This is a genomic window from Paenibacillus graminis, from assembly GCF_000758705.1.
Classification (GTDB): Bacteria; Bacillota; Bacilli; order Paenibacillales; family Paenibacillaceae; genus Paenibacillus_AQ; species Paenibacillus_AQ graminis.
The window spans coordinates 6,005,654-6,030,538 of the sequence record NZ_CP009287.1 but is presented as its reverse complement, the minus strand read 5'-3'; the positions used below and the strand labels follow the sequence as shown (position 1 = coordinate 6,030,538).

Here is a 24,885-nt window from a genome sequence, read left to right as displayed (position 1 = left end):
AATGGGACAGCGCATTGAGGTTGTAAGTTATGATTACTACCTCAAACTTCCGGCAATTTTGGATACAATTTGAGGTCGAATTTCTTCAATGTTTCTGGTTTCGTCCAATGGCCACGCTTCTCTTTATTGTAAACAGCAACTTGCAGCACCGACTTAAGAAGGGCGTTCCGTTTCGCTGCATCATCTATTTTGTTGTAAACATCAAGCACATGCTCCACTTGTGGGATTATCCCTACCTCTGCCTCTTTACGATGTTCCTCTATTTTTAAATCATGCTGCGCAGAGAGTAATCCTCTCTCAGCTTCAGCAATGCGTTCAGACAGATTCTGAGATTGTTCCAAAAACACTTCAATACTATAAACTCTGCGCTCTAACAGATCATGAAGTGCACTGGATTGTTGCCTCGGTTCACTAACCTTTTTAGTTAGCTCATTGACCATTTGTTGCTTTGCCATGATTATTTCTTCAGCCTCTCCAGTCCGAACAGGGATGTTCTCAATCCATTTTGCCTTATACTGGTTGATCCATATTCGAAGTCCTTCCAAAATACGATCTTCTACAAGGGAGAATTGTGAGGTGACTTGTTTACACATCGGCGTATTACAAACAAGAAATGGCTCAGTTTTAGAATAAGGGCGTCGTATCATTGCCCGGCCACATTGGCCACATTTAACAAGGACAGCCAAGGAACTGGTTATAATTCCTGAAGGTGCCGGGACATGATATCTTCTTTTTAAAATCTGTCGCGCTTTTTCCCAGGTCTGTGTAGATATGAGGGCCTCGTGCTTTCCAGAGACTCTAGTCCACTGATCTTCAGATAATCCAGGGCGAGTTTTGATAATTTTACCATTTTTACGAGTTTTTTTCACGGGGCGACGGTTCCAAACAATATCCCCAACATAAATAGGATTCTGCAATATGTTACTTATTGTCGGTCTAGTCCACAAAGAACCTTGCTGTGTAGGTACACCCAGCAAGTTAAGCTTTGTTGCAATACTTTTCATGCCCAAGTTTTGAGTAGTGTACATATCATAAATCATTTTAACGACAGGAGATTGATCCATGTGAGGTTTCAGACTACAGGACTGATCCTCCAAGCGTATCTTTATGTATCCATAAGGAGGAGTATTTCCAATGAAATTCCCTGCTTTAACTGACTGTAATCTTCCGGCCTGTTGCCTGCGATTAATAGTTTTATACTCACGGCGGCTCATAAATAAGCCGAATTCAAAGTACTCTTCATCAAATTCATTGTCAGGATCATAGACTTTAACTGGAGTGATAATCCTTGTTCCACTATATTTAAATGCTTGAGCGACAAATCCTTGATCTAAGGTATCACCGCGAGCACCGGTATACGTGTATTCATTTAAAGTAGTAGTGTCTATTAGCTTAGTTCCAAGATAGATGTCATACCCAGTTACTCCCACATTGGACGGGGTTAAGTGGGGCGAGTTCTGTAGCAGGGGGAGAGAAGGTTGGGATAGCCTCGAAAACCGATGGAAGTGTTTGGACATGGGGAGGTAACGATGAGGGACAGCTAGGGGATGGAACCACAGCACAGCGACTGGTTCCAGTACAGGTGCAAGAGAATCGGGCACCGGTGGACCCTGACCTACCTACTGGGTACGCAAGAGAATCCATCTGAGACCAATGTAAGCAATCCATCGATTTCATGGAATCAGAAGGATGCGGAGCTAACCAAGTTCACGGCATACCAAGTACAGGTACTTGATGAGTCGGGGGCATAGTGTCTGATTCGAGGGAAGTTAAAACTAGTCTAACAACAACAGCAGGAACATGGTTTTCTAGTGTGAAACTCCCAACATTTGAGCCCCTGCAGGTAAAGGTAAGGGTAAAAGATGAAAGTTTTTGGTCAGAATGGTCAAATACAGGTTTGATGTAAATTTCTAGTATGTTTTCGTTTAAGTTTAAAAGTTCATTGACTAATTCTATTGATTAAGCCAATCAACTATTAAAGCCGGTGAGCCTACGACTGTTAAATTAAGCGTTTATGGTAATGTCTATGGCGTTGATGGTGTTGACAATGATTTACTAAATGGAATTGCAAAAGTGAAATTGTCCGGGTATGGAGTATCGGATACTGTATCTTCCGGAAGATTCGGAGATGTAGAACTCTCAGCTACACTGGCACAACGGTAATTGATGATCAATTTCATGACGGCATTGCAGAAATTCCATTAACTTTTACTGTGCCAGGTAAACAGAAGTTGTCCATTGAAATTGTTGATCTTAAAAACAGCTTAAAGTCAGTAGAGATTGAAGTTCTCCCTATTGATGATGTTTTATTATTTCACACGCCGATTATAAGCACCTATACAAATGGTTGCTTACCATTATGATCATTTATTAAGATGGTTAATTTAAAATTTCTTTAAAGCTGTCATAGATTGACGCCGAGCAAAACTATCGACGCAATAACCGCCCCTCTATATGCAGAGGGGCGGTTGTTTATTTCGCGTACCAACTCTCTACTCCTCAACCACCTTCACAGCACTCGGTGTATTCTTGTTCTTATACACCCACATCGCATACTCCAGCGGGCGCATCAGCGCCTTGCGGTAGGTGCTACTGTCGCCGGAGCGGGCGAAGACCTCGCGGGCGGCTTGGGGTTGACCTCCAGCACGTAGATCTGGCCCTCGCGGTTAATGGCGAGGGCCAGGGCCAGCTCGCAGAGGGTACCGAAGCTGTCCTCAAGATAAGCTGCGGCGTCGAGGCCCAGCTTCTCGGCGGTCTTCATCGCTTTTTCGGCCTTTTCCTGACTGCCGAGCCATTGCTTCAGAAGAATCTCAGCGCGGATGGCGTGGCCGCCGCCGTGCAGATTAGAGGTGACGCTGCGGGCGGCGCCTACGCGGCCGGCCATGCCGGTCAGCTCCCACACGCCCTGGCCGTTTTTTTGCACAAGCATACGGTAGTCGTGGTAGTGTCCGCTGGGCAGGCGCAGCGGGATGCCTGCTGTACCAGGAACCGTCCGCCGAGGCACCACTGGCGCACAATGGACTCAAGGCGGGTGAGCGTGACTTTGCGGGGAGCGATGATCTCCCGGCTCTGGCGGCGTCCCTGAATATCGTAGAGAGACTTGCCTTCCTTCAGCCGCTCAATCCGTAGGATGCCGCGCCCGCCTGTTCCGCTGGTGTCCGATGAAAATAAAGATCTAGACCGGATTTGTTGGTCCTAAGCTGATTCTGAATTGCTAAATCGTCAGACTTGGAATAATAAGTTTTAGACTGACCTAAATATATAAAACCAGCGGCAGTCAAGGATCTGAAAATAAAGTCCTAGACTGCCGCTGGTTTATTGAACTAACGTTCTCTGTTAATTCGACCACTCTGGCGTACGGGTCAGCACTTTCCGATGCGACTTGCCGAGAATCCTCTCTATCGCTGGATATTCCTCGAATCTTCGTTCGATGAAATGTTGAAAAACCGCCCAGGGGCGGTTTTCTTATGCTTGCATGAATGCTTCTAACGGCTCCAGAGTCGAGAACGTCTTCTTTGCATCCTTCTTCCGTTGCTCATCGTAGAGTTTGTTCAACTCTACGAGTGATTTAGCTTCAATCTTCTTATACCCCGACTTGGTGTATCTGATAATGTACGTATTTTGCCCTTCCTCTTCAACCCATTCGTAAACAACGTCATATTTGTCCCTCAGATTCTTCAAATGCTGTGCATGGCGCAACACTGCATAGTGTTCTTCAATGGCTTCATCGCATTCCTCCATAATCTTCCCGTATGCGCAGCCAACCCGCATCTGAATCTCCAATGCCCGCTCATCGCCGTATCTCGCGAGAAATTCCTTCAACCCAACCAGGGCATATAGCGTTATTTGATCCTTGTCCTTCGGATTCTTGTATTCATAACAGCCTACAACCAATTTGCGGTCGGTCATTTCCTCCTTACTGAATTGCATATTGAACAAATCCTCGAGTGACTTCTGCTTCATTACGGTATCCAACATATGTTCTTTATCAATCTTGATGCCCGTCGGCACCCAAGGAAACGGTAGTTGGCCGGTACTTTCATGCGATATACTACCCCTAATATTCAAAATCGGCAGACCCGTAGCAATTGCGTACGACCTGTTATATCCTTTGCCCGCGAATATTTCCTGTTCATCTCGCATGTGTCCTGCCCCTCCTTTTAGTACCAAGTTCCATTCGGCGCGTAGTGCCACCAGTTGTCTGCGAAGTGAATCTCCGCTCGATTTTATCATATGAGAACCATAAGTTCATCTAATGGTTGCGTTATCCTGCCCGTTGGCTAATGCCGGCTTCCAGTCTACAACTTTATTTTCAAGGTCTAATGCTTTATTTTTCAGTCTAACACTTTATTTTCACAGAACACAATCAACAAGACGAGAATGGGCTTGGCCCATTTTTGGAGCAACAAAAACCTTTTCATCATAGTCCTCCCTAATTGAAAGTATGGAATTCAATGTGGGGAAAGACCATTGTCCTCTTCATCAGGTGCTTCTCTTCGTCTGGCGATACGCACTATCCACCGCTGAATGCTGCTCGGTTGCGACAGCCTGACGGCCACAAACCAAGTTGAATCGACTGCAGCAATTTCATGACCCCGGTGTACCTTTTGTAAAGAAATGTGGGTGAAAGGAAGTAACACTAAGGAAGAGATGAGAATAATCGAGAATGCCAATTGAACCAAGTCATAAAAATGCTCCAGTCAAGTTCACCTCCGGATGTGCATATTGGAAAATTTAATAATGATTACGTTCGTTAAACTGTGTGGTTTCACTAAACTGCCCATAAGCTTAATGAAGCGCCCGCCAGTCTAATACTTTATTTTCTCAGTCTACAACTTTATTTTCCGAGTCTAACACTTTTTTATTATTTTAGGACAGCTGGCTGGCTTGACATAGACGACCGGACTGGATTTCAGTATCCGGTGCAGATTGGCGGAAGACTGATATAACAAGGTTTCCGGCATATGCTACCGAGAAGGTCTGGTACACGGTCCATTTATTGCGCAGCGGACGGTTCAGGAAGGTCAGGTGGCCGTACCGCGCGCGGAAGCGCAGCAGCTGCTTGAACCGCTTGCTGCGCTGAATCCGGAGGTCGAGGTCATACTTTAAGCTTTACGATCTGTACAGCATTTCTTGGAATTTATTTGTGTAATCTGAACTCAAAAGGTCCAATAAAGAGGTTCTACTTTGTTCTAGGCTCATAAACTTTAAATCAGTTCAAAAAAATTCTAATTTTGACTCGGGTGATAGGGGTTACTATTCATTTTCGCCTTCAAATTCCCGATGATTGCATTAAAAGGGTATTTAGTATTTATGTTCAAATTACATGGAAATTCAAGCGTAGTATCAGGGCTTGTGAGGTAGGGAAAATAAACTCGGTGAAAGATGATGAATATCAAACGAGTATTAAGTAAAAGAGTAGCAAAAAAGGGGGGGCGAAAGATGAAATCGATAAAGACAGTACTTCAAGCCATTCTTTATGTACTATTGGCTGTTGGACTACATCTGATCTTAATCTATTTCTTAAAAATAAGGATAGAGGGATGGGGAACAGAGTTATTAAAATACTCATTTAAGGTATACTTTGTACCGCTATTATTATGTTTTATTAATTCTTTTTTATTCATAAGGACTAAGAGGTTAAAATACCATGTCAACTGGTTTTTGGTAACTACGATCCCAAGCTGTTTACTCATTTTATTTTTCAAAGCAATACAAGATGTTGGAGATAGTGAGTATGGGGTTGTTGTTTCTATTGAATTTTTCCCAAAATATTATGCTGAAATGTTTATTCTGCTCCCTGGGAGCATTTTAGTAATCCAGTTTATTTTGACTATATATTATCTCATAAAAATAAGAAAAGAAGTCAATCGTTCGAAAGTATAGAGGGGAGATTAGTACTATGAAAAGGATTTTTTCGATCAGTATAATTATTACAATTTTCGTTTCTTTATTTAGGTCGTGTCTGAAAACTCCTCATTGAGCCAATTTGAAGATGGCAGCTACGAATACAAACGCCAAGAATGACTTGGCCAACTTGTCGTAACGAGTAGCCACACGGCGAAAGTGTTTGATTTTATTGAAAAAGCACTCCACTAAGTGGCGTTCTTTGTACCGATACCAATCGACTTTCCACGGGTTTTGACTATTTGCTTTAGGCGGGATGGTGTAGGATGCCTGCTTAGCTGTAATCCAATTTCGAATCGCTTCGGAGCCATAGGCTTTGTCGCCAAGAATATGACTTCCTGTAATATCAAGCTTCTGAAGTAAATCGATCGCTGGAACAGAATCGTAGACTTGACCACCCGTCAGAAGAAAAGCGAGGGGATTTCCTAATCCATCGACGACGGTATGAAGTTTGGTTGTCTTTCCGCCACGACTGACGCCGATGTGCTGATTCACTTCGTGTCCTATAGCGTTCCTCCGGTAACTCGCGCCAAGCAGCACCACTTCGAGCGATCCATAGAAAAGCGTTAAACATGGTTCGTTCACTTAATTTTGAAATCCTGAAGAAAAATGGACGCCGAAGGCAAAAACGTCATGGCCGACCGGGAATACGATACCGATAAAATTATCGCACTGCATGGAAGAGAAGCAAGCGAACTCAATCATTCCAAGCCGTAAGCACCGCACGATTCAACGCCGTCTTTTTTCCGGTAGTTCTTTTCATTGTTCCAGTAATCTATTTGTATCAAAAAAATATCAGATTTTTTACGCAAAAAACCCCCTTGTATCTGCGGCATTCAACAGATACAAGGGGGTTTGCGCTTCATATACCAATATTCAATTCCTCTTCCCCGGGAGTGCGCTGCCCTACTGTTCCAGCAGCACCTGAAACCATTTCAGGTTCAATTCATGGTGCGCTCTGACATTATTCATCATCGACTTTGCAGTATCGTAGATCCTGTCTTGCTTGGCATCCAGCACATGATCAATTTCAGCAATTTTGCGCCGTGTCTGCTCCATCTGCACCGCTACGGCCGACTTGAATTGCCCAGGATCATATTGGTGGGCAAACAGCGTGGTCATATAAAAGGCTAACGTAATATCGTCTGTCTGCAGCGAATATTTGGCCATCAGCGATGTGAAATGCTCGTTGCCCTGCGGTGTAATCTCGTAGATGTACTGTTCGGGATAGTTGTTAACGCTAACGACTTCAACCAGCTGGACCAAGCCTTCCCCCGCTAACTTCTGCAGGTTGTAATACAGCGATCCCTTCGTCATATGAACAAGATACCTGTAATCCCGTTCCTTGAAGACATTCAACAATTCATAAGCGCTGGATTGTCCGCAATCCTTCAACAGACCCAGTATTAATAAGGGTATAATGATAATTCCTCTTTCTATCGATTATTGAAAATCACGGAGATGCTCAGCGATCCATTCTCTGAACGTATAAGGCTCCCGGCCAAGAATCGTCAGCACCGTGTCGGTCACGCCGAGCTGATGCTTGACTGTATACTCCCAATCCTGGACTCTAAGGTTAATATACTCTTCAGCAATGTAGTTCTTCATATACGAACGGAAGTCCCCGATCGTCTGCTCTTCCAGTTCAAGCGATTGTCCCAGTTGCTTAGAGATTTCTGTCAATATGTTCCTCTGGCTAAGAATATTCGCCCCTGTAAGCGTCAAGACCTGCCCGGAGAATTTGCCAAAATCGGTTAGAACCACACTGATAACTTCGGCAATATCTGTTTCATGCACACTGGCCAGCTTAGCCTCAAGGGCCGGTAACCGGATCTTTCCCTTATTGTATCTAAAAAGGTCCCTCCAGTAAATGGTGTTGTGCATGAAGGCCTCGGCCCGGATAAAAACATACTGAAAGCCATACGCCTGAATTTGATCCTCGACCTTTTTATGTTTAAGGGCATTCTCGTTGTAACCGGCATCCGACCGGTTAATGGAAGCTGAGGATAAGAACACAATGTTCCGGACGCCCTTAGCCCGAGCAGCCTGCAGAATCTCTTCGGCATCATCCAGCAGGATCAGGAATAAGGTCTCAACGCCACGCAGGCTGTCTGACCAGGCGCTGCAATCCTTGATATCGCCGGTGACAACAATCATATGATCTGTCCGATCTGTTAACAGCCTCTCAGGTGTTCGGGTGAGGGCTTTAAATTTGACATCCTTAAGCTTGAGGTAATTTACAACCCGATTTCCAACGGTTCCAGTTGCTCCAGTAATAAATAACATTATAAGGACCTCTTTTCCAATAAATTAGTCTAATTAGACCATGAATCATAATATAGTCTAATTAGACTAATATAGCAAGGAATATTATACAAAGAACACAGCCCCAGGGGACTGTGTTCTGATAGTACGCCCAGCATGGGCGTCATCTCTAGGGTGAAAGTCCTGAACGAGGGCTGGCGAGCGCCTACCGTTAGCCAAGGGCAAGGGTGTCCACCGTGAGGTGGATCTGAAGGAAGCCGGAGGCAAAAGCACGGGCCAAGGTACTAGTTTTAAATTTGTCCAACATAAAATTCTTCAAACCTCATTTATTACACCTTTTTCACTTTTTTTGATCCTGTACCATTTATTCAACTAACCTGCCCGTTCACTTAATGAAATTGCACGGAAGCCCAGTTAGATACTTATCTAATCGGTAATTCGTCGGCATTCCCGGATAAAGCGGTGCTCGTTAGGCAAATTGAAATAGTCCGTTTTCAGCCTCTTCAAAGAGTCTTCCAAGGCCTAGCGGATATCCAAGACTGCACTATTACGACGTAATATTTCATGTACTGTAAAGTTCATCAATTTATGCTGCCGGCTTCATGTGAACCAGGAGTATAAGCAGAGTCATACTTAACTCGCGCCTCTACAACTTGAGTGTAATTTTCTCTTCCCCACTGCCTTAACTCTTTCATCGGCTGAAGCAATGTTTCCCCTAATGTTGTTAGTGAATACTCGACACTTAGAGGTACTGTAGGAATAATGTGTCGTTGAACCAATCCATCACGTTCCAGTTTGCGTACCGTCTGGGTAAACATTTTTTTAGATATCCCCTCAACCCTCCGTAGCATTTCTCCATATCTGATTTTACCGTTTTCCATGGCATATATAACAAGTGCAGTCCACTTGTTAGAGATAATATCAAGAACTTTGCTATAGCCGCAATTGGATAACGAAATATTAGATTGTTTAGTTGTTGATGAATGTGCCAAACAGTTCCCCTCCTATGCACTATGAAGTTCCCAGGACACTTTAAAGTGCCTACTTATATCATTTTATTTTTTGCATTACTGTATGTCTATACCAGTACTGAGCAGCTTAAGCTAAATCTGCCATAGCAAAGACACCGCTTAAGGGCGAATCCGGGTGTTCCAAGAGCAAGAAGATGCGCTCCCAAAAGGGGTTACCTTGTACTGGATTACTTTGATGGGTGGGTAATAAACATGACAAATATTATAAAAATGCATCCCAAGCTATATGTATTGGATAACGGTCGAATGAGCATGGATAAAAATTGGATCATCTCCATGCATAATCCAGCAACAATTAATAATCCGAATGCCCAGACACAATTCATGGAGTTTCCAATTTATACGGTGTTGATTGACCATCCTGAGGGGAAAATCTTGTTTGATACAGCCTGCAACCCAAACTCAATGGGCGCTCAAGGGCGCTGGGCACAATCGACCCAACTGTCGTCTCCATGGGTGGCAAGCGAGGAATGTTACCTGCATAACCGATTGGAGCAGCTTAAGGTTAGACCTGAGGAAATCAAGTATGTTGTTGTCTCCCACTTGCATCTGGACCATGCAGGATGCCTCGAATTGTTCACGAACGCGACCATTATTGTCCATGAGGATGAGTTTAATGGAGCACTGCAGACCTACGCCCGCAATGAAAAAGAAGGAGCCTATGTGTGGGCTGATATTGACGCATGGATCAAAAACCAGCTGCAATGGAAAATGATCAAAACGGGAGAAGACAATTTGGATCTGGTGGATGGTATCAAAATCTTGAATTTCGGAAGCGGTCATGCATGGGGAATGTTAGGTCTTCAGATCGAAATGCCAGAAACCGGCGGAATCATTTTAGCTTCCGATGCCATTTATACTGCGGAAAGTTTTGGTCCTCCGGTCAAGCCGCCTGGTATTATTTATGATTTGATCGGCTATCGAAACGCAGTAGAGAAAATTCGCACTTTGGCTGCCCGCACGAATTCCCAAGTGTGGTTCGGGCATGATATGGATCAATTCAAAACTTTGAGAAAATCTACTGAAGGATATTATGAATAACTCAACTTTCTCATACGGACGGAAAATCATCCATGCCACCATTAACCGTACGCTGGCTTCGCGCAACATCGCTCTTTTTGGGCAGTAGCACCAAGCTACAGCTACCTAATGCCGTTCATCTTTACAAATCGGTTTTATTAAAGCACCGTTCCTTTCGAGCAGATCGAGCCCCTACCCTATGTAAGAGCAGATATGTTTATGGGAGTTAGAACTAAAATAAATACGGAGACAAAATACGTAGACATTGATGTTAACGGGAGACGATGCTGTAACTATCCTGCCCGTTCGTATTATGAGGTCAGCCAGTTTTTACTGGTTGATCCTTTTTTTTTATTTGCTTTCAAGATTGAGTTAGCCCGGTCGAACGTACCTGCCCGTGGGACTAGATCCATAGCGCTATAATGTTCACCCCTACTTGTCATGACCATGATTGAGGCTGGTTGGGACGTGAGATCCCGTATAACAAGCGATGCTATGGAGCGAAAAGAAGAACATAGGGTTGCCGGCAAATCTATATTAAGGAGAAATTATATGAATCCTGTTATCGGCCTAGATATTTCTAAAGAAGAAAGTCATGGACAAGCTTTTTTAGAGCATGGAAAATCTTACAGAGGAACGTTCCATTTCGAGCATACTCGGGAAGGGTTGGCGAAGCTGCTTCAAGTTATTCAGGATGTCGAGCACGTGTCTTGTCAACGAACTATGCTTATTCTAGAAGCAACTGGGCATTACCAAAGCTCCGTTGCTCAATTCTTGGAGGAGCATCACTTTCTGTACATTGTCATTAATCCGCTCATCTCAAATCGGCTTAGGAAGTCCACCCTTCGTAAAGTGAAGACGGATGCTGCAGATGCTTATCTTCTGGGTGAGTTGTATTACAAAGAAGAGTTTGAGCCCTTCAAAAAAAGGGGATGCAACTACTTAATCTGCGCTATCTAACGCGATAGTACGAGTCTCTTTCCAAGATGTGCGTGCAGACTAAATTGCAGTTCCAAGCTGTTCTGGATCAAGTTTTCCCTGCGTACAAAGGTGTCTTTGGGGCCATGTATTCAAGCATCCCACTTCGATTCTTAAATGAGTTCCCTACCTCATATATGGTACTCCAAACGGGTCGATTCCCGGCATTGGCCATAAAATTGCTGCAACAATTTTATCGGAATTAGGAGAAATCGAGCGATTTGATCACCCTAAAAAACTGGTTGCCTTCGCAGGCATCGACCCCACTGTCTTCGCTTCAGGCAAGTTCACGGCAACCCGCAATCGAATCACCAAACGTGGCTCCAGGCAGCTTCGTTATGCGCTGGTTATGGCTGTCCAGTGCGGGCTGATTCGTTCTCGTAACACTCGGCTCAAAGAGTTTTACGACCGTAAACGAGCTGAAGGAAAACCACACAAGGTGGCACTCGTGGCCTGCGCAAATTTATAAGACTTTATTTTCTTTGGACATTTATAGGGTTGGGAAAGAGATACCCATCAAACGATGCCCACAGATAGGCGTATAGCGGTACTGGAGGACAGGTGGACCGAGCAATACAGATTACTGGCAGTATTATTGATTTGGAGGTGTTACTATGCTATGGGTGAAAAACTTGAAGATAACAGACTATGCTCAAGTATTGAAGGGGAATTTACATATTAGTCTGAATGATATAACGTAAATACATATAAAAAGTGAGGTGCATAATGGAGAAGTCAGTTAATTATCCTTTGAGTTTTGCAAAGCAGTGTTTTATATATTTTCTTGTTTGTTTGGTCGCTTTCAATTTCAGAGCGATTCCCTATCAAAACGAGCAAACCGATATTGCTGGGGGCATAGAGCCTAATCCATTAAAGAAAATGCATGACTTACAACCTCAACGCGCCAATGGTTAATCACAGCACTCAAATGAGCTTTTCTGGACTTTTCTACACTATAATAGATTATTAATTTTTTCCTCCTATTACCCATGATTTGAAGGTAGGCACAGACGACTTAAAGTGAACTGAAATAGAGTGTTGTAAAGCATAGGGTTACTATTCATTTTATTCTTTAACTTACCGATGATTACATAAAAGGGGTTAAATGGTTTTTGGATGTATTGTTGAGTTCACAACTTTCGATTTTTAGTCTGCTGATGAAGAGAATGGAAGATATAAAATTGTACACTTATTCTAATTGTTTTGATGATGGGGAACCTGGCACCTAGTCAAAGGAGAATAAAAAAATGAAAATGAGTATATTTTTTATTGCGTTAAGCGCAGCAATTGGAGTAGGCATGTGGTTTTTAGTTATAGGAATAATCTTTTCTATTGGTGGTGGTGATTTATTCAAAGTAACCCACTATGATTCTTTATTTTTTAATATTACCATTTTTTTATTGTGTATCGTAATCTATCTTTTTTTTGCAAGACACCTATTAGAAAAAAAAATGCAACTTTTGCTTCTTATCTGTGTCGCTACAACTATTCTCTTTTTTTTTCTTACACCTTGGCTCATTGAATCAAAATCGTCATTAAATCAAAAACTTTCTAATATTAGTTTCTCGAACCATGAAAAGTTTATGGAAAAAGTAGATGTTTTAATAGAACAAGAACACCTACCATATCGAGTGAATATTGATAAAAGTAGGGAAAGGTTCAAGGAGATAAGAAATGTTAACGTTGTTGTATTGAATAAAACTACTAATGAGGAGATTAAGAAAAACGATGTCGACGGGTTACTCGGTTTAACATATGGAGAAGATGTCAGGTTAAAAGTTTTTAATAAAAGTAATGAAAGATTACTGATAGATTTTGTAATAGACATAGATAAAAGTATTAGTTTCTGTGACCCTTATAAAGTATGCGGAGATTTAGGATTAGAGATAAAATAATCAATTATAACTTGATCAGACGATATGGAACTATATGAAGAGGATTTGTAATTTGATAAGGACTTAGCGGAGTCATCGCCATAGCATCGGCAGTGGGTATAGCCTGGCCTTGAAGAGTGACGGAACCGTTTGGGGCTGGGGAAATAACTCCAATAATCAGTTGGGGGATGGAACAAATACCCAACGGTTAACGCCGGTCAAGGCGGTAGGTCTGAGCGGAATAACGGCAATTGTAGCTAAAACAAAAGTTTTGGCGCTGAAAAACGATGGAACTGTGTGGAAAGTGGTGAATTCAACCTTTGCCAAAGTAGACAATCTATCGGGCGTTCAAACAGATCGCCTCCGGAGCATTACACCAGTTAGCCTTGAAGAAAGACGGGACACTCTGGGCATGGGGAATCCAATAGATATGGAGAACTGGAGGATGGAACGACAAGTGTAAGCTACTCGGAAAGAGTGCAGCAGGTACCAGGAATAAATGGAGTCATTGGAATGGCAGGTGGAGAGTCCTACAGTTTGGCCGTCAAGAGTGATGGAAGCGTATGGGCCTGGGGGTATAACAACGGGGGTCAATTGGGAGATGGTACCCAGACGGACCGTTGGGAACCGATCCAAGTGACGGGACTGAGCGGCATCCGGGAAGTGTCGGCAGGAAGAACCCACAGTCTGGCCAAGGGCAGCGACGGAAGTGTATGGTCGTGGGGGAGCAATGGATACGGCCAGTTGGGAGACGGAAGCCTGACCAACCGTTTGGTGCCAGTATTGGTACAGACCAATGGAGCGCCAAAGGTGACCCTGACCACACCGTCGGAAAGCCAGGAAGTACCGACAGTGGTGGGGATAACCACCCCAAGTATGGGGTGGACACAAAACGACAGTGCAGGGACCATATTTACCGGATTCCAGGTACAGATTCTAGATGAAGCGGGAGAAGTCGTGCTGGATTCGAGGACCGTGGTCCAGAATACGACCAGCAATACGGCCGGTTGGACGGTCACAGATAATCTTCCGACTTACAAGCTGTTAATGGTAAAGGTTAAAGTATTTGATGGTACATTATGGTCGGAATGGTCGGAAAATTGTTATTTGATCATTAAATAGTAAAGTCTTCCTGTACCGTTGGAAGGAAGAAACATAATACCTTCAAGAGACAGAAAACATATCGAATGATATGTAGGAATCTTGAAGGTATTTTTGTGTTGACATGCCCCGGTAAGCACATAATTTCTAGTCGATGAAAGTCCGGTCCAGGAAGGATCAAGTTCGCACCTAGCTGGGAGGCTGCGTGCGGTGAAAGGTGGTGCAAAGGCTCATTAACGTGATTACGTAAGAGACAAGCCAGACTGCAACATCAAGTGAATCCTGCTGCGTCGTCAAAAAGACCTGGCAAGTGGAGACAGAGGAAGTGAAGTCTCGCGGGCTAGACGAATGCCATGGAACCTGAATAATACCTTGGAGCATTAGTCAAGAGCTCTCTAGCGTATCGGGAACGGCATGGATTGAAAGAAAATGTAGTGGATTGGGGAGAACATCCTCTGCATGGAGGAATTATTTTAGAATGCCGTAAAGATACGCTCTATAAACCTGAAAGGTTGAAGGGGCATAGCTTAGTTAGCGGGCCTGTACCGAATCTTGCATGGTAGATGGTAACATGTACGGCGAAGGTTCTCAAAAAGGCAGTAAGCTAGAATCAAGTGAAGAGGGCCATTAGTACCGAAATCAAACGTGATCGAAGCAGACTATCCTAGTTCTCTGTGGAGAAAGCAGAAACGACATCACCGATTAGGTAAAGATAACCGAGGCTTCCGGCAATAGTACCTCAGCTTGCTGTGAAAGGGTTTCTTCTAAACGATAGGGTGGCTTGATATTAAGCAAACTCACGATTTTCAATGATTTAATTTAATGATCAGCTTAATCACAGTGAGGTCATTGTAGGCTTACCTGTAAATGTGTTATGATTATCCATTTTCCAATCCTCGATAAAAACGAGTATTTCCAAGGCATAACATATCTCATATTAAATTAAAATAAGCAGCAGCTTAAGAAGGTTATCCTCAAGTGATAGAGGGTGATTTACATAGTATACTGAATGATATAACGTAAATACATATAAAAAGTAGGTGCATAATGGAGAAGTCAGTTAATTTTCCTTTGAGTTTTATAAAGCAGTGTTCTGTATATTTTCTTATTTGTTTGGTCGCTTTCAATTTCAAAGTGATTCCCTATCAAAATGAGCAAACCGATATTGCAGGGGGCATAGAGCCCAATCCATTAAAGAAAATGCATGACTTACAACCTCAACGCGCCAATGGGACAGCGCATGTCACGGTGAAGAAGGATGGAGGCATAGATATTGCCTTCAGCCTCCAGTTGGACTCGCGCGCGGAATCGCTGGCCGGCGGCAAAGTAGAGGAACTGCTTACCAGCAGGCTGCAGGCCGCCGGAATCGAACTGCACAAAACAAAAAACGGCAAATCCACGGTGTACCAATTCCTTAAATCCTATGACTCCATACAGGATATGCAGAATGCAGGAAGCCTGGAGTTCGTCGACACTGAAGTCAAGACAGAGGGCAAATGGCTGTATACCCGGTATGATGCAGCGGTTCAGCCCAAGCTGAATGCCTATTCGGATGAGATTATAGACGGTCTTGGAACGCTGAGTGTACCGAAGCCGCTGGTCCGGCTGCTGATGCAGAATCTGGCGCTGGATTTTAAATTAACACTGCCCTATGATCTGTACGGGCCAAACAATGCTGCTGAACAGGACGGGAATACGCTGACCTGGCATATTACGATGGCTGATTCCGAACCGCTGCGCCTTGTGGTGTATGTACCGAATATCTGGAATATCGCCATCGCCGGCGGCGCTGTTATTCTGCTCTTGGCCCTTGCGGTCACTCTATTCATTAGAAAAAGAAAATCGCTCAAACCTAAGGGTTTCGAGAAGTGATTGCGGCGAGGGTCACTTGGGCTGGCGATTGTGAAGCTTGTTATATAGATTGAACTTGAAAATTAGAAAAAGGGATAAAATGGTGGGGGGAAGTAAGTTTGGAACTGTAGGAGCGTTAGCACCCGCCTTTGTCTGCGGATTTCCACCGCGAACAGCGGTACAAATCTAAGAAATCTGCAGTCCACAGCGGCCGGAAGTCCAAACATTCCCCGGAGTCACGTCCAAATCCCAAAATAGAAAATCACAAGTTCAATCTATATAGCTGTGAATCTGCGAAAGCTTACTACTTGTGCAGCAGCTGGAGTCTGCGAATGAGTACTACTTGTGCGCCACTTAAGTGGAAAAAGGAAACTTAAATTGAGCAATTTCTCTCCTCTAGCACCGCGAGTGGGAAAAAGTATACTTAATTTAGTCCTAAGTAACGCCAGACCTTGTTTATCGCTAATTTAAGTATACTAATTCCCACTAAATGTTGATGCAGCGCAGTTTCCATGAATTAACTATACTAATTCCCACTAAATGTACTAAATGGGCTAAGTCGCGGGATTTAGCAAGCAAATTGCAACTTATTGTGACCCCGAACAAGCCGTATCCTCTGGATAGATCCAGAAAGTACGGCTTGTATCTGTTTTACAGCAGGACTGCCGTCTGTCGTTGCTGGTAGCGTCTCTCAGCCGTCCCACCTGCCGTCCGCCTGCTGTCCACCAGCCAACCACCAGCCGTCCACCGTCAGCCATCTACTACACCGTTGCCGATTGCCTAGATGCAGTCTTTGTATAGCGAGGCTGAGGCTGAGGACTAAAGGGTTGCCGCGGGGAGAATCGGCATCCGTGGGGATGCCGGTTGGCGCAGCTCTCTGCCGGAAGCAGCTAGAGCCGTTAGGCTAGGCGAGAGTGCCACCGGCGGGAAGTGGGCGGAACAATGGCAAAAGTGCCACTGTAGGAGCGCCCTCGGCAGCGTCATGAAATTAGTGTAAGAAGCAGATGGAGCCGTAGTCCGTTTAGGAGACCATGGCTCTTTTTATTGGGTCATGAAGTTTGCTTAGAATACTCCTTATTAAGTTAAAGAGGACTGCTGATGCATCGCCTGTTTCCATGATTTTATTTTGCAAAACGTGCAACATGAAGTTATAATTAGTACCAAGTGCTAATACTAGATACTAAATCATAAAATATGAGGTGATATTCTTGAAAGGTGCCAAAATTACCGCAATCGGGTCCTATGTTCCGGCCCGGAGACTTACGAACAGCGACCTGGAGCAGATGGTGGATACCAATGATGAGTGGATTGTCCAGCGGACCGGAATCCGTGAGCGCCGAATCAGCCGCGAGGATGAATATACCAGTGATTTGTGTACAGCCGCCGTGCTGGATCTGATGAAGCGTTATGGCAAAAGCATTCAGGATGTCGATATGATTCTCGTCGCCACCAGCACACCGGACTTCCCATTTCCTTCGGTTGCGTCCATCCTGCAGAACCGTCTCGGTATTCCCTCTACCGCCGGAGCCATAGACATGAGTGCTGCCTGCGCCGGGTTTGTCTATGCGCTCCATACGGCACATGCCTACGTCGCTTCCGGTCTGCACCGCAAGGTACTGGTTCTAGGCGCGGATGCCTTGTCCAAAATCACCGACTATACCGATCGCAGCACCTGCATTCTTTTTGGTGACGGGGCGGGGGCCGTGCTGGTGGAGAGTGATGAACAACTGGACGGCTTTGCCGGATTCCATCTGGGCAGCGACGGCAGCGGGGCGCATCATGTATACCGCACAGGCCTGTCGCGCAGTGTGAATGAGGTTGAGCTGGTAGATACGGGGAAGCTGGTGCAAAATGGCCGCGAAGTGTTCCGCTGGGCGGTGCGGACTGTACCGCAGGGTGTGCAGCAGGTGCTGAACAACGCTGGAATCAGCTTGGATCAGGTGGACTGGTTCATTCCGCACAGCGCTAACTTGCGGATGATTGAGCCCATCTGTGAGCGGCTGAACTATCCGTTGGAACAGGCTTTATACAGCCTGGAGTATTTCGGCAACACCTCTGCCGCCAGCATTCCGCTTGCTCTGGATCTTGGTATCCGCGGAGGCAAAGTCCTGAACGGACAGCAGATCCTGCTGTATGGCTTCGGTGCCGGGCTGACGCATGCCGGTCAATTGGTGAAGCTGGAGCTGGCTCCCGAGGTTTCGCCGCCTACTCCGCTATAACCGAAAAATGACACCCAAAACCAGAAAAACAGCGCCTTGAACCCTTCCATCAAATGGGGGATTATATTATCGAAAGTATTTCGATTAGTATTGGCTGTTACGGAAAGTGAATTTTCGCTGGAGAGGGGGATGTTTAATAAAGGTGAATTGGAGTACGCCCAGGTAAGTGAAGGTTGCTTATAAGAAAGCAGTATCTGAAGGAGCAACCGGAGCAGCGCTTGAAGAAGTAACTATTTGTACAGTAAAACTGCTCAAAATCGGGGTGGAATTCGTTTTAACTGCACTTTGTGCAATAGAAATTCTAGAATTCCCCCTTTTTGCGGCAATGGGCACTTTTTGGAGCGGCCGGGTTGAATCTGACAATTGAACATTACAATAAAAATTTCACACTTGAATCTCATGGTTGAATTTTACCTTAAGCCGCACCCCGGGCTAGCCGGTCAACCTGCTGCCGCAGGATTCGCGGACGATCAGCGCCGGTTCGACGACAAAGGAACCGCCGTCCGATTGATTGTTAATGAGGTCGAAGAGCATATGTGCCGCGAGGACGCCCAGGCGCTCTTTGTTCTGGCGGATCGTGGTTAGTGTGGGGCTGGTGTATTTGCAGGCCTCGATGTCATCGCAGCCGATGATGGCAACATCCTCCGGGATACGCAGGCCCTGCTCCTTCAAAGCGCGGATTGCGCCAAGGGCAAGCAGATCGGAGGCGGCGAAGACTGCTTTTGGCCTACTCCCGTTCTCTAGCAACTGGCGCATGGCCGCGTAGCCGCTGGATTCGAAAAAATCGTCCCCATGTACGAACCATTTGCGGTTCAGCGTGAGGCCAAAGCTTTCAATCGCTTTGACGAACCCGGCCTCCCGCAGGTTGGAAATATCCGAGTCGGCTGTGCTGCCGATAAAACCAAGCTCCCTGTGGCCCAGCAGGTAGAAATGCTCCACCACCTTAGAGGCGATCTGGAAATTATCCGACATCACATATCCGGACTTTTTACCCGTCAGCTCCAGGTCTACCCCGATGCAGGGAATGCTGCTCATATCCAGGTCGCGGATCGCCGGCTCCATTTTTTGTCCGGAGATAATGACACAGCCGTCGACATTAAAATGCAGACAACGGGAGTAATAATCCCCGCTGCTGATGAATTTCTCGTTGGAAAAGAAGATCAGATCGTAGCCCAGCACACCCATCTGCTTCTTGAAGGAATTCAGCACCTCAACAAAAAAAGGGTGTGTAAACTCCACATTCAGCTCGCCGGCAAAAATCACCCCGATCAGGTTGGACTTTTTGGTGGCTAGTGTCTTGGCAGAATTGGAGGGGGAATATCCGGTCTGTTCGATAATTTCCATGACCCGTTTTTTTGTTTTTTCGGAAACATCGCTGTAATTGTTCATGATTTTCGAAACTGTGGAGACGGAGACTCCCGCCATTTCCGCGATTTTTTTAATATTCATTTGCATAGAAATCCACCCTCCGCTAATCAGTGCACTTAGTCCAAAAAGACTGCCGCACCGCGTTTATTCATGGATTTAAGTCTATTCAACTTGCCGGAGCAAGTCAAACGGTTTTGCAGGCTAGCTGTGTTAATTGTGGTGTGTTGAAATGGGAAAAGCGGTGTTGGCGCAAATATTTACGAAACCGATTTCGTTTTGTGGAACTGGAAAGAACCGTAGGATTTCGAGGAGGAATGAACAGAATGAAAAAAAAGGTATCCGGTCTGCTTACCGCCATGGCTCTGCTCTCAGGGTTACTATCCCCGCTGGGCGGCGGCGGCGGGCATATTGCCGGGGCTGCTTCGGGTCAGCCTGTTGAAGTTGCGGATTCAGCTGTCCAGACAAGCAGCGTAGCGGCAGCAGAGGGCAGGTCTTCCGGTTACAATGGGTTGAAAGCGTTTTCTGATGTGCCTGCGAATAGTTGGGCAGCCCGTGCTGTGCAGCGCTGGATTGAAAATGGAATTGTCGGAGGCTACGGGGACGGCACGTTCCGGCCGGGCGCTCCCGTGTCAAAGGCGGAGTTTGCCGTAATTATTAACCGTATTTTTAATTACAGCGCGGAAGCGGCCGCCCTCCCTGGCGATGTGCCCGCGGCTGCTTGGTTCAGCAGTGATATTGCCAAGGGCATCGCCGCAGGTTATTTAATTGCAGGCAAAGACGGCCGCATTGAAGCGTCTGCTCCGTTGACGCGTGCGGAGGCGGCTGTGGCTTTGCAGAAGATTTTTCGGCTGGACCTCGGGGGACAGGCGGCTTATAGCGATCTGGCCGGGACAGACAATGAGGTTAAGGATGCTGCGGCAGCGCTTTCGGATGCGGGGTATTTAAAAGGCTACCCAGACGGTTCATTCAAGCCGCAGGGGCGGATTACCCGCGCAGAGCTCGCCCAAATGGTGGACCGGATGGTGCCGGGTCTGGTGCGCTCGAAAGGGGAGATTACCCTCGGAGAGGTGCAAGGAAACGTGGTGCTGAGCCATGCCGATATCACCCTTAAGGATACTGTAGTTGAGGGCAATCTCTATCTCTCGGAGGGTATTGGTGAAGGCAAAATAATACTTGAAGGAGTAAAAGTTACGGGTACTACGTTCATTCTCGGCGGCGGAGAGCAAGGCACGGGCCTCCAGAACAGTGTGATTGGCAGAGTACAGGCCGCCAAACGGGATGGAAATATCCGTATGTATGCCAGCGGCACAACCTCGGTTGGAACGGTGCTGCTGAATTCCGGCGCCACTCTGGAAGAGAACGGGCTGACTGGAGAGGGCTTCACGGATGTCGAAGTCTCAACTGCCGTAAAAGCAGCAGTGCTAAAAGGGAACATCACCGCTGTCTCCACAGCTTCATCCGCCACAGGCAGCGTTAAGCTGACGCTCGCCGGCAAGTTCGGCAAGCTTACCCTGGGCAGTCCCAGCCAGGTTGTGCTTGCAGATCATGCGCAAGTCGCAGAGCTGCTGCTTGCCGCGGCTGCCAAAGGCACGGCCATTCAGGGCAGCGGCAGTTTTGGCACCGCCCAGAATAACGCCGAAGGCGTCACCGTCAGCGGCGTTCCGCTGAAGCCGGGCCGCAGCGGGCCGGTTGCCGTACCGCCGGCCGCCACCCAGGCTCCGGCCGGCGGCTCCGGCACTTCCCCGGCGGCGACGCCAACGGCCACAGCGACGCCGGCGACCACAGCGACGCCGGCGACCACAGCGACGCCAACGGCCACGGCGACGCCAACGGCCACGCCAACGCCTCCGGCTGATCCTTGGACGCTGGTGTGGAGGGATGAGTTCAATGACGGTGCCATTGACCCGGCAAAGTGGACCTATGACCTGGGAGACGGCACGGCAGTCGGGAATCCGGGCTGGGGCAACAATGAGCTGGAATGGTACACGAATGAGGAGAAAAATGTGAAGGAAGCGGACGGGAAGCTGATCATTACTGCGCGCAAAGAGGCGCAGGGCGGCAAGGAATACACCTCCTCGCGGATCAAAACCAAAGATTTGTTCAGCAAGAAGTACGGTAAATTCGAAATCCGGGCCAAAGCGCCTGTAGGCAAAGGCTATTGGCCGGCCATCTGGATGCTGCCTGAGGACTATGTCTACGGTTCATGGGCCGCATCAGGGGAGATTGACATTATGGAAGGCTGGGGCAGCCGTCCAGGCACGGTTGCAGGCACAATCCATTACGGTTCCCAGTGGCCGGATAATGTGTATTCCGGCAAGGAATATGTGCTGCCGGGCAATTCCACGATTGAACAGTTCCACACCTATTCGATTGAATGGGAACCGGGGGAAATCCGCTGGTATGTGGACGGCGTGCAATATTCGACTAAAAATGACTGGTACAGCCGGAGCAATGGACAGCCGGCGAACAACGCTTATCCGGCACCGTTCAACCAGGAATTTCATCTGCTGATGAATCTGGCGGTCGGCGGTAATTTCGACGGTAATCCAACGGCGGAGACTGTGTTCCCGCAATCGATGGAAATCGATTACGTCAGAGTCTATGAGCTGACAGGGCGGCCTTACCGCCAGCCGGTGCCGGTAACACTTACGAAGGAGCCTTACCTTGAAGGCTCACTGCCGCCGCTTGCAGACGGCAACCTGATCTACAACAACGGTTTCACCGAGCAAAAGGAAGGCGATGCCGGAATGGGCATCCCGAATACAGCCCATTGGGTGCTGTATAAGGAAGCGGGGGCGGATGCGGCGGTATCGCTGGACGAAATCGGCGGACGGAACTACCTCAAGGTGAATATCAGCAGCCCTGGGGGGAACTCGTACTCCATCCAGCCGCAGGCCATTGTGCCGCTGGCTAAGGGAAGATTCTACAAGCTGAGCTTCGATGCAAAGACAGACATCTCGCGGAACATCAGCGTCCGGCTCACGGGCGGAGAATCCCGCAGGTATCAGGCCTATTCCCCGTCGCTCAAGGCGGATTTGACCTCATCACTGAAGCATTACGAAACGATGTTCCAGATGAAGGAGAACTCGGATATTGCGGCCCGGGTAGAATTCAACTTGGGCACGAACGCTTCACCGGTATGGATCGGGAATGCACGTCTCGAAGAGATCGGCAGCATTCCGTTTGACCATGACAGCGCCAAAACGCCGCTGGGCAGCGGCAACCACCTCTATAACGGCACCTTTGATCTGGGTGAGCCGGACCGGCTCAGCTACTGGCATGCCGAAGCCGCCGGAGGTGCAGAGGTCAGCCCAAGTGTTGGCGATACAGGCAAGTTAAATCTGCAGATCAGCGGGACTGGCGGCGATGGCGCGGATGTCCGTCTGCTGCAGACAGGCATCTTCCTGGTCCAGGGCCAGGATTACAAGCTTGTCTTTGACGTTGATGTCCCTTCTCCGCGCACGGCGGTAATCGAGCTTCAGGGCAGGGACGGTACCGTCTACGCTTCAGAAACGGTCCTGCTGAAGGCAGGAGCCCAGAAGGTGGAGGCGGTATTCCCCGATCTTGCCGGAGCAACTGACACGCTGGGACGATTTGTGCTCCATCTCGGCAAGGCAGCGGGGAGCGTCCAGTTGGATAACTTCCTGCTGCTGCGGACCAGCTTCTATTATGATCCTTCGCTGGTCTATTATCCGTTGTTGAACGGGGATTTCAGCTTTGGCTTCAATAGCTGGGAGCGGCTGCTGACGGAGCAAGGCGGTGCGGCCACCGCTGCGGTTGCGGGGGGAGCAGCCACATTCAACATTGCCAATACCGGCAATCAGCCCTATTCGGTCATGCTGTTCCAGAATGGGCTGAAGGTTGCCGGGGGGATGGACTATATTATCGAATTCGACGCTAGCGCAAGTGTTGCCCGCAGCATCAGCGTCAATGCGGAGAATGCTTCGTATCAGCCTTCTTTTGGGCAAATCATAAAGATTACACCGGAAACCACCCATTACAGATTCGAATTCCGGCAAGGTGTGAATGATACCCTGGCGCTGAAGTTCCTGCTGGGCAAGGTCGATGGTGCGAGTATTCCGCAGGCGCATGAGCTTGTAATTGACAATGTGAGGTTTGAGATCAAAAATGCCCCCGCCAAACCGCAGGAGCTGCTTGCCGACAGTACGAACAACCGGGTATCGCAGCCGGTAGAACTGACGTTCACCGAGAATGCGGCGTGGCGCAGCAGCATTACAGCCGTTAAGGTCAACGGTACAGCACTTGCCGGAGGGCAATATACCGTCCAAGCGGGCAAAATTACAATAGAAGCAGCCGCTTTCCCTGCTGAAGGCAGCTACATGATAACTGTGGAAGCCGAAGGATATGTCAGCGCTGCGGTAACCCAGACCATTCTGGCAAATGACAACAATCTGGTTGTCAACGGTTCGTTCGCCAGCGGTACAACGGGCTGGTCCACGTGGTCCGGGGAAGGCGGTGTGTCTTCTTTTAACGTGAATGAAGGTGTGGCGGAGATTAGAATTGACGTTGCCGGTACGGCAGCCTGGCATACGCAGTTTTTCCAGGAGGGCATCCCGCTGGAGGCTGGAAAGACGTATGAGCTGAGCTTCAAAGCCAAATCGACCGTTCCAAGGCAGATTATCGTAGAATACAGCGGCACCTCGGCCGCAGCAGCACAGGCGAAGTTCGAGGTTACCGCAACTTGGGCAACCTACAGTGCCCAGTTTACCGTGGATAACAGTAACCCGCTGAAGCTGAACTATCTGATCGGTGCAGCGATGGGCGCTGATAAGACGGCGAATGGAACACCGCATACGCTCTCTTTTGACGACATTAGGGTGACGGAGGTGCAAGGCGGGGGCGGCACACCAGTAGAACCGGCCAGCGGTAAGCTGGATAATGGAACCTTCGATCCGGCAAAGGGATTAACAGGCTGGTCGCAATATTTTGATGGAACCGGCTCTGCCGCCCCGCAGGATGGGGAACTTGCCGTATCACTGACAGGTACGGGAACCGCCAGCTACAGCGCACAGGTGGATTATGCCAATTTGAAGCTTGTGCAGGGCAAGACGTACACGCTGACTTTTGAAGCCCGGTCTGATGTAGACCGTTTGATTGAAGTGGCTGTGGAGCATAAAAGCGGGGATTACACCATGGGTCTGATTGCGGGCAACAGCGAAGGTACGAACAGCGCGATTCAGGCAGGCAATCATATTTTCATCGATAATGTGAGTTTGACAGAGGTTTCGTAAGGGCCGAAGCACCCCATAG

The 24,885-nt window shown here is 47.3% G+C and carries 19 protein-coding genes and 3 pseudogenes; 12 read left to right on the top strand and 10 right to left on the bottom strand.

Annotation, left to right across the window (positions count from 1 at the left end; all coding sequences use genetic code 11):
* Positions 1-41: 41 nt before the first annotated feature.
* Positions 42-1,562, bottom strand: a complete 1,521-nt coding sequence (locus tag PGRAT_RS26110; protein WP_025704885.1) for a recombinase family protein — start codon at positions 1,560-1,562, stop codon at positions 42-44.
* Here PGRAT_RS26110 and PGRAT_RS34820 point away from each other — a divergent pair.
* Positions 1,484-1,648, top strand: coding sequence for an RCC1 domain-containing protein (locus PGRAT_RS34820; RefSeq protein ID WP_081758726.1), 165 nt, complete (start codon positions 1,484-1,486; stop codon positions 1,646-1,648). The genes PGRAT_RS26110 and PGRAT_RS34820 overlap by 79 nt on opposite strands.
* A gap of 921 nt (positions 1,649-2,569) precedes the next feature.
* Here the strand turns inward: PGRAT_RS34820 and PGRAT_RS35020 are convergent.
* The 3 genes and pseudogenes from PGRAT_RS35020 to PGRAT_RS35015 all read right to left on the bottom strand — a co-directional run.
* Positions 2,570-2,929: a YheC/YheD family protein gene (locus tag PGRAT_RS35020; RefSeq protein WP_052415735.1), complete on the bottom strand. Its 360-nt coding sequence runs from the start codon at positions 2,927-2,929 to the stop codon at positions 2,570-2,572.
* 536 nt (positions 2,930-3,465) lie between these two features.
* Positions 3,466-4,143 (bottom strand): hypothetical protein, encoded by a 678-nt coding sequence (locus PGRAT_RS31305; protein ID WP_238326930.1) that lies wholly within the window; start codon positions 4,141-4,143, stop codon positions 3,466-3,468.
* Between the two features lie 740 nt (positions 4,144-4,883).
* Positions 4,884-5,088, bottom strand: a pseudogene (locus PGRAT_RS35015) (YheC/YheD family protein); the annotation flags it as partial.
* Between the two features lie 354 nt (positions 5,089-5,442).
* Here PGRAT_RS35015 and PGRAT_RS26090 point away from each other — a divergent pair.
* Complete coding sequence (locus PGRAT_RS26090) at positions 5,443-5,886, top strand: hypothetical protein (RefSeq protein WP_025705550.1); 444 nt, start codon at positions 5,443-5,445, stop codon at positions 5,884-5,886.
* 90 nt (positions 5,887-5,976) lie between these two features.
* Here the strand turns inward: PGRAT_RS26090 and PGRAT_RS26085 are convergent, their stop codons facing one another.
* The 5 genes and pseudogenes from PGRAT_RS26085 to PGRAT_RS26070 all read right to left on the bottom strand — a co-directional run bounded on the left by PGRAT_RS26085 (position 5,977) and on the right by PGRAT_RS26070 (position 9,164).
* Positions 5,977-6,402 carry an IS5 family transposase gene (locus PGRAT_RS26085; protein ID WP_025705551.1) on the bottom strand — a complete coding sequence of 142 codons (426 nt, stop codon included), beginning with the start codon at positions 6,400-6,402 and terminating at the stop codon, positions 5,977-5,979.
* 19 nt (positions 6,403-6,421) lie between these two features.
* Positions 6,422-6,481 (bottom strand): annotated as a pseudogene (locus PGRAT_RS35010) (hypothetical protein); the annotation flags it as partial.
* A 332-nt stretch (positions 6,482-6,813) separates the two neighbouring features.
* Entirely contained in the window at positions 6,814-7,302 is a 489-nt protein-coding gene (locus tag PGRAT_RS26080; protein WP_051424725.1) for a PadR family transcriptional regulator, read from the bottom strand.
* A 48-nt stretch (positions 7,303-7,350) separates the two neighbouring features.
* Entirely contained in the window at positions 7,351-8,193 is an 843-nt protein-coding gene (locus PGRAT_RS26075) for an NmrA family NAD(P)-binding protein (RefSeq protein ID WP_025705553.1), read from the bottom strand.
* 560 nt (positions 8,194-8,753) lie between these two features.
* Positions 8,754-9,164: a winged helix-turn-helix transcriptional regulator gene (locus PGRAT_RS26070; protein ID WP_025705554.1), complete on the bottom strand. Its 411-nt coding sequence runs from the start codon at positions 9,162-9,164 to the stop codon at positions 8,754-8,756.
* 231 nt (positions 9,165-9,395) lie between these two features.
* On the opposite strand from PGRAT_RS26070, the gene ahlS reads away from it, so the two are divergent.
* From ahlS to PGRAT_RS26025, 9 genes and pseudogenes are all read left to right on the top strand, one after another.
* Complete coding sequence (gene ahlS, locus PGRAT_RS26065) at positions 9,396-10,244, top strand: AhlS family quorum-quenching N-acyl homoserine lactonase (protein WP_025705555.1); 849 nt, start codon at positions 9,396-9,398, stop codon at positions 10,242-10,244.
* 531 nt (positions 10,245-10,775) lie between these two features.
* A pseudogene (locus PGRAT_RS31300) lies at positions 10,776-11,670 on the top strand (IS110 family transposase).
* A gap of 257 nt (positions 11,671-11,927) precedes the next feature.
* Entirely contained in the window at positions 11,928-12,116 is a 189-nt protein-coding gene (locus PGRAT_RS26055) for a hypothetical protein (protein ID WP_025705557.1), read from the top strand.
* 332 nt (positions 12,117-12,448) lie between these two features.
* Positions 12,449-13,096, top strand: a complete 648-nt coding sequence (locus tag PGRAT_RS26050) for a hypothetical protein (protein WP_025705558.1) — start codon at positions 12,449-12,451, stop codon at positions 13,094-13,096.
* Between the two features lie 85 nt (positions 13,097-13,181).
* Complete coding sequence (locus PGRAT_RS34120; RefSeq protein WP_081758815.1) at positions 13,182-13,538, top strand: hypothetical protein; 357 nt, start codon at positions 13,182-13,184, stop codon at positions 13,536-13,538.
* Between the two features lie 50 nt (positions 13,539-13,588).
* Complete coding sequence (locus PGRAT_RS26040) at positions 13,589-14,197, top strand: RCC1 domain-containing protein (protein WP_025705560.1); 609 nt, start codon at positions 13,589-13,591, stop codon at positions 14,195-14,197.
* Between the two features lie 1,179 nt (positions 14,198-15,376).
* Complete coding sequence (locus tag PGRAT_RS31910; protein ID WP_155990386.1) at positions 15,377-16,048, top strand: hypothetical protein; 672 nt, start codon at positions 15,377-15,379, stop codon at positions 16,046-16,048.
* A gap of 1,187 nt (positions 16,049-17,235) precedes the next feature.
* Complete coding sequence (locus PGRAT_RS26030; protein WP_081758868.1) at positions 17,236-18,246, top strand: ketoacyl-ACP synthase III; 1,011 nt, start codon at positions 17,236-17,238, stop codon at positions 18,244-18,246.
* Between the two features lie 166 nt (positions 18,247-18,412).
* Positions 18,413-18,613 (top strand): hypothetical protein, encoded by a 201-nt coding sequence (locus tag PGRAT_RS26025; protein ID WP_025706441.1) that lies wholly within the window; start codon positions 18,413-18,415, stop codon positions 18,611-18,613.
* Between the two features lie 65 nt (positions 18,614-18,678).
* On the opposite strand, the gene PGRAT_RS26020 is transcribed toward PGRAT_RS26025, so the two are convergent.
* Complete coding sequence (locus PGRAT_RS26020; protein WP_025706442.1) at positions 18,679-19,695, bottom strand: LacI family DNA-binding transcriptional regulator; 1,017 nt, start codon at positions 19,693-19,695, stop codon at positions 18,679-18,681.
* A gap of 242 nt (positions 19,696-19,937) precedes the next feature.
* Between PGRAT_RS26020 and PGRAT_RS31905 the strand changes: the two genes are divergently transcribed.
* On the top strand, positions 19,938-24,866 hold the full coding sequence (locus tag PGRAT_RS31905) for a carbohydrate binding domain-containing protein (protein WP_052415734.1): 4,929 nt from the start codon (positions 19,938-19,940) through the stop codon (positions 24,864-24,866).
* Positions 24,867-24,885 lie beyond the last annotated feature (19 nt).

What these genes read in the sequence shown, in the direction of transcription:
- PGRAT_RS31905 (WP_052415734.1), top strand. Translation starts at nt 19,938, where the DNA reads ATGAAAAAAAAGGTATCCGGTCTGCTTACCGCCATGGCTCTGCTCTCA.
- PGRAT_RS26020 (WP_025706442.1), bottom strand. Translation starts at nt 19,695, where the DNA reads ATGAATATTAAAAAAATCGCGGAAATGGCGGGAGTCTCCGTCTCCACA.
- PGRAT_RS26050 (WP_025705558.1), top strand. Translation starts at nt 12,449, where the DNA reads ATGAAAATGAGTATATTTTTTATTGCGTTAAGCGCAGCAATTGGAGTA.
- PGRAT_RS26040 (WP_025705560.1), top strand. Translation starts at nt 13,589, where the DNA reads ATGGCAGGTGGAGAGTCCTACAGTTTGGCCGTCAAGAGTGATGGAAGC.
- PGRAT_RS26090 (WP_025705550.1), top strand. Translation starts at nt 5,443, where the DNA reads ATGAAATCGATAAAGACAGTACTTCAAGCCATTCTTTATGTACTATTG.
- PGRAT_RS26055 (WP_025705557.1), top strand. Translation starts at nt 11,928, where the DNA reads ATGGAGAAGTCAGTTAATTATCCTTTGAGTTTTGCAAAGCAGTGTTTT.
- ahlS (WP_025705555.1), top strand. Translation starts at nt 9,396, where the DNA reads ATGACAAATATTATAAAAATGCATCCCAAGCTATATGTATTGGATAAC.
- PGRAT_RS26075 (WP_025705553.1), bottom strand. Translation starts at nt 8,193, where the DNA reads ATGTTATTTATTACTGGAGCAACTGGAACCGTTGGAAATCGGGTTGTA.
- PGRAT_RS31910 (WP_155990386.1), top strand. Translation starts at nt 15,377, where the DNA reads ATGCATGACTTACAACCTCAACGCGCCAATGGGACAGCGCATGTCACG.
- PGRAT_RS35020 (WP_052415735.1), bottom strand. Translation starts at nt 2,929, where the DNA reads ATGCTTGTGCAAAAAAACGGCCAGGGCGTGTGGGAGCTGACCGGCATG.
- PGRAT_RS31305 (WP_238326930.1), bottom strand. Translation starts at nt 4,143, where the DNA reads ATGCGAGATGAACAGGAAATATTCGCGGGCAAAGGATATAACAGGTCG.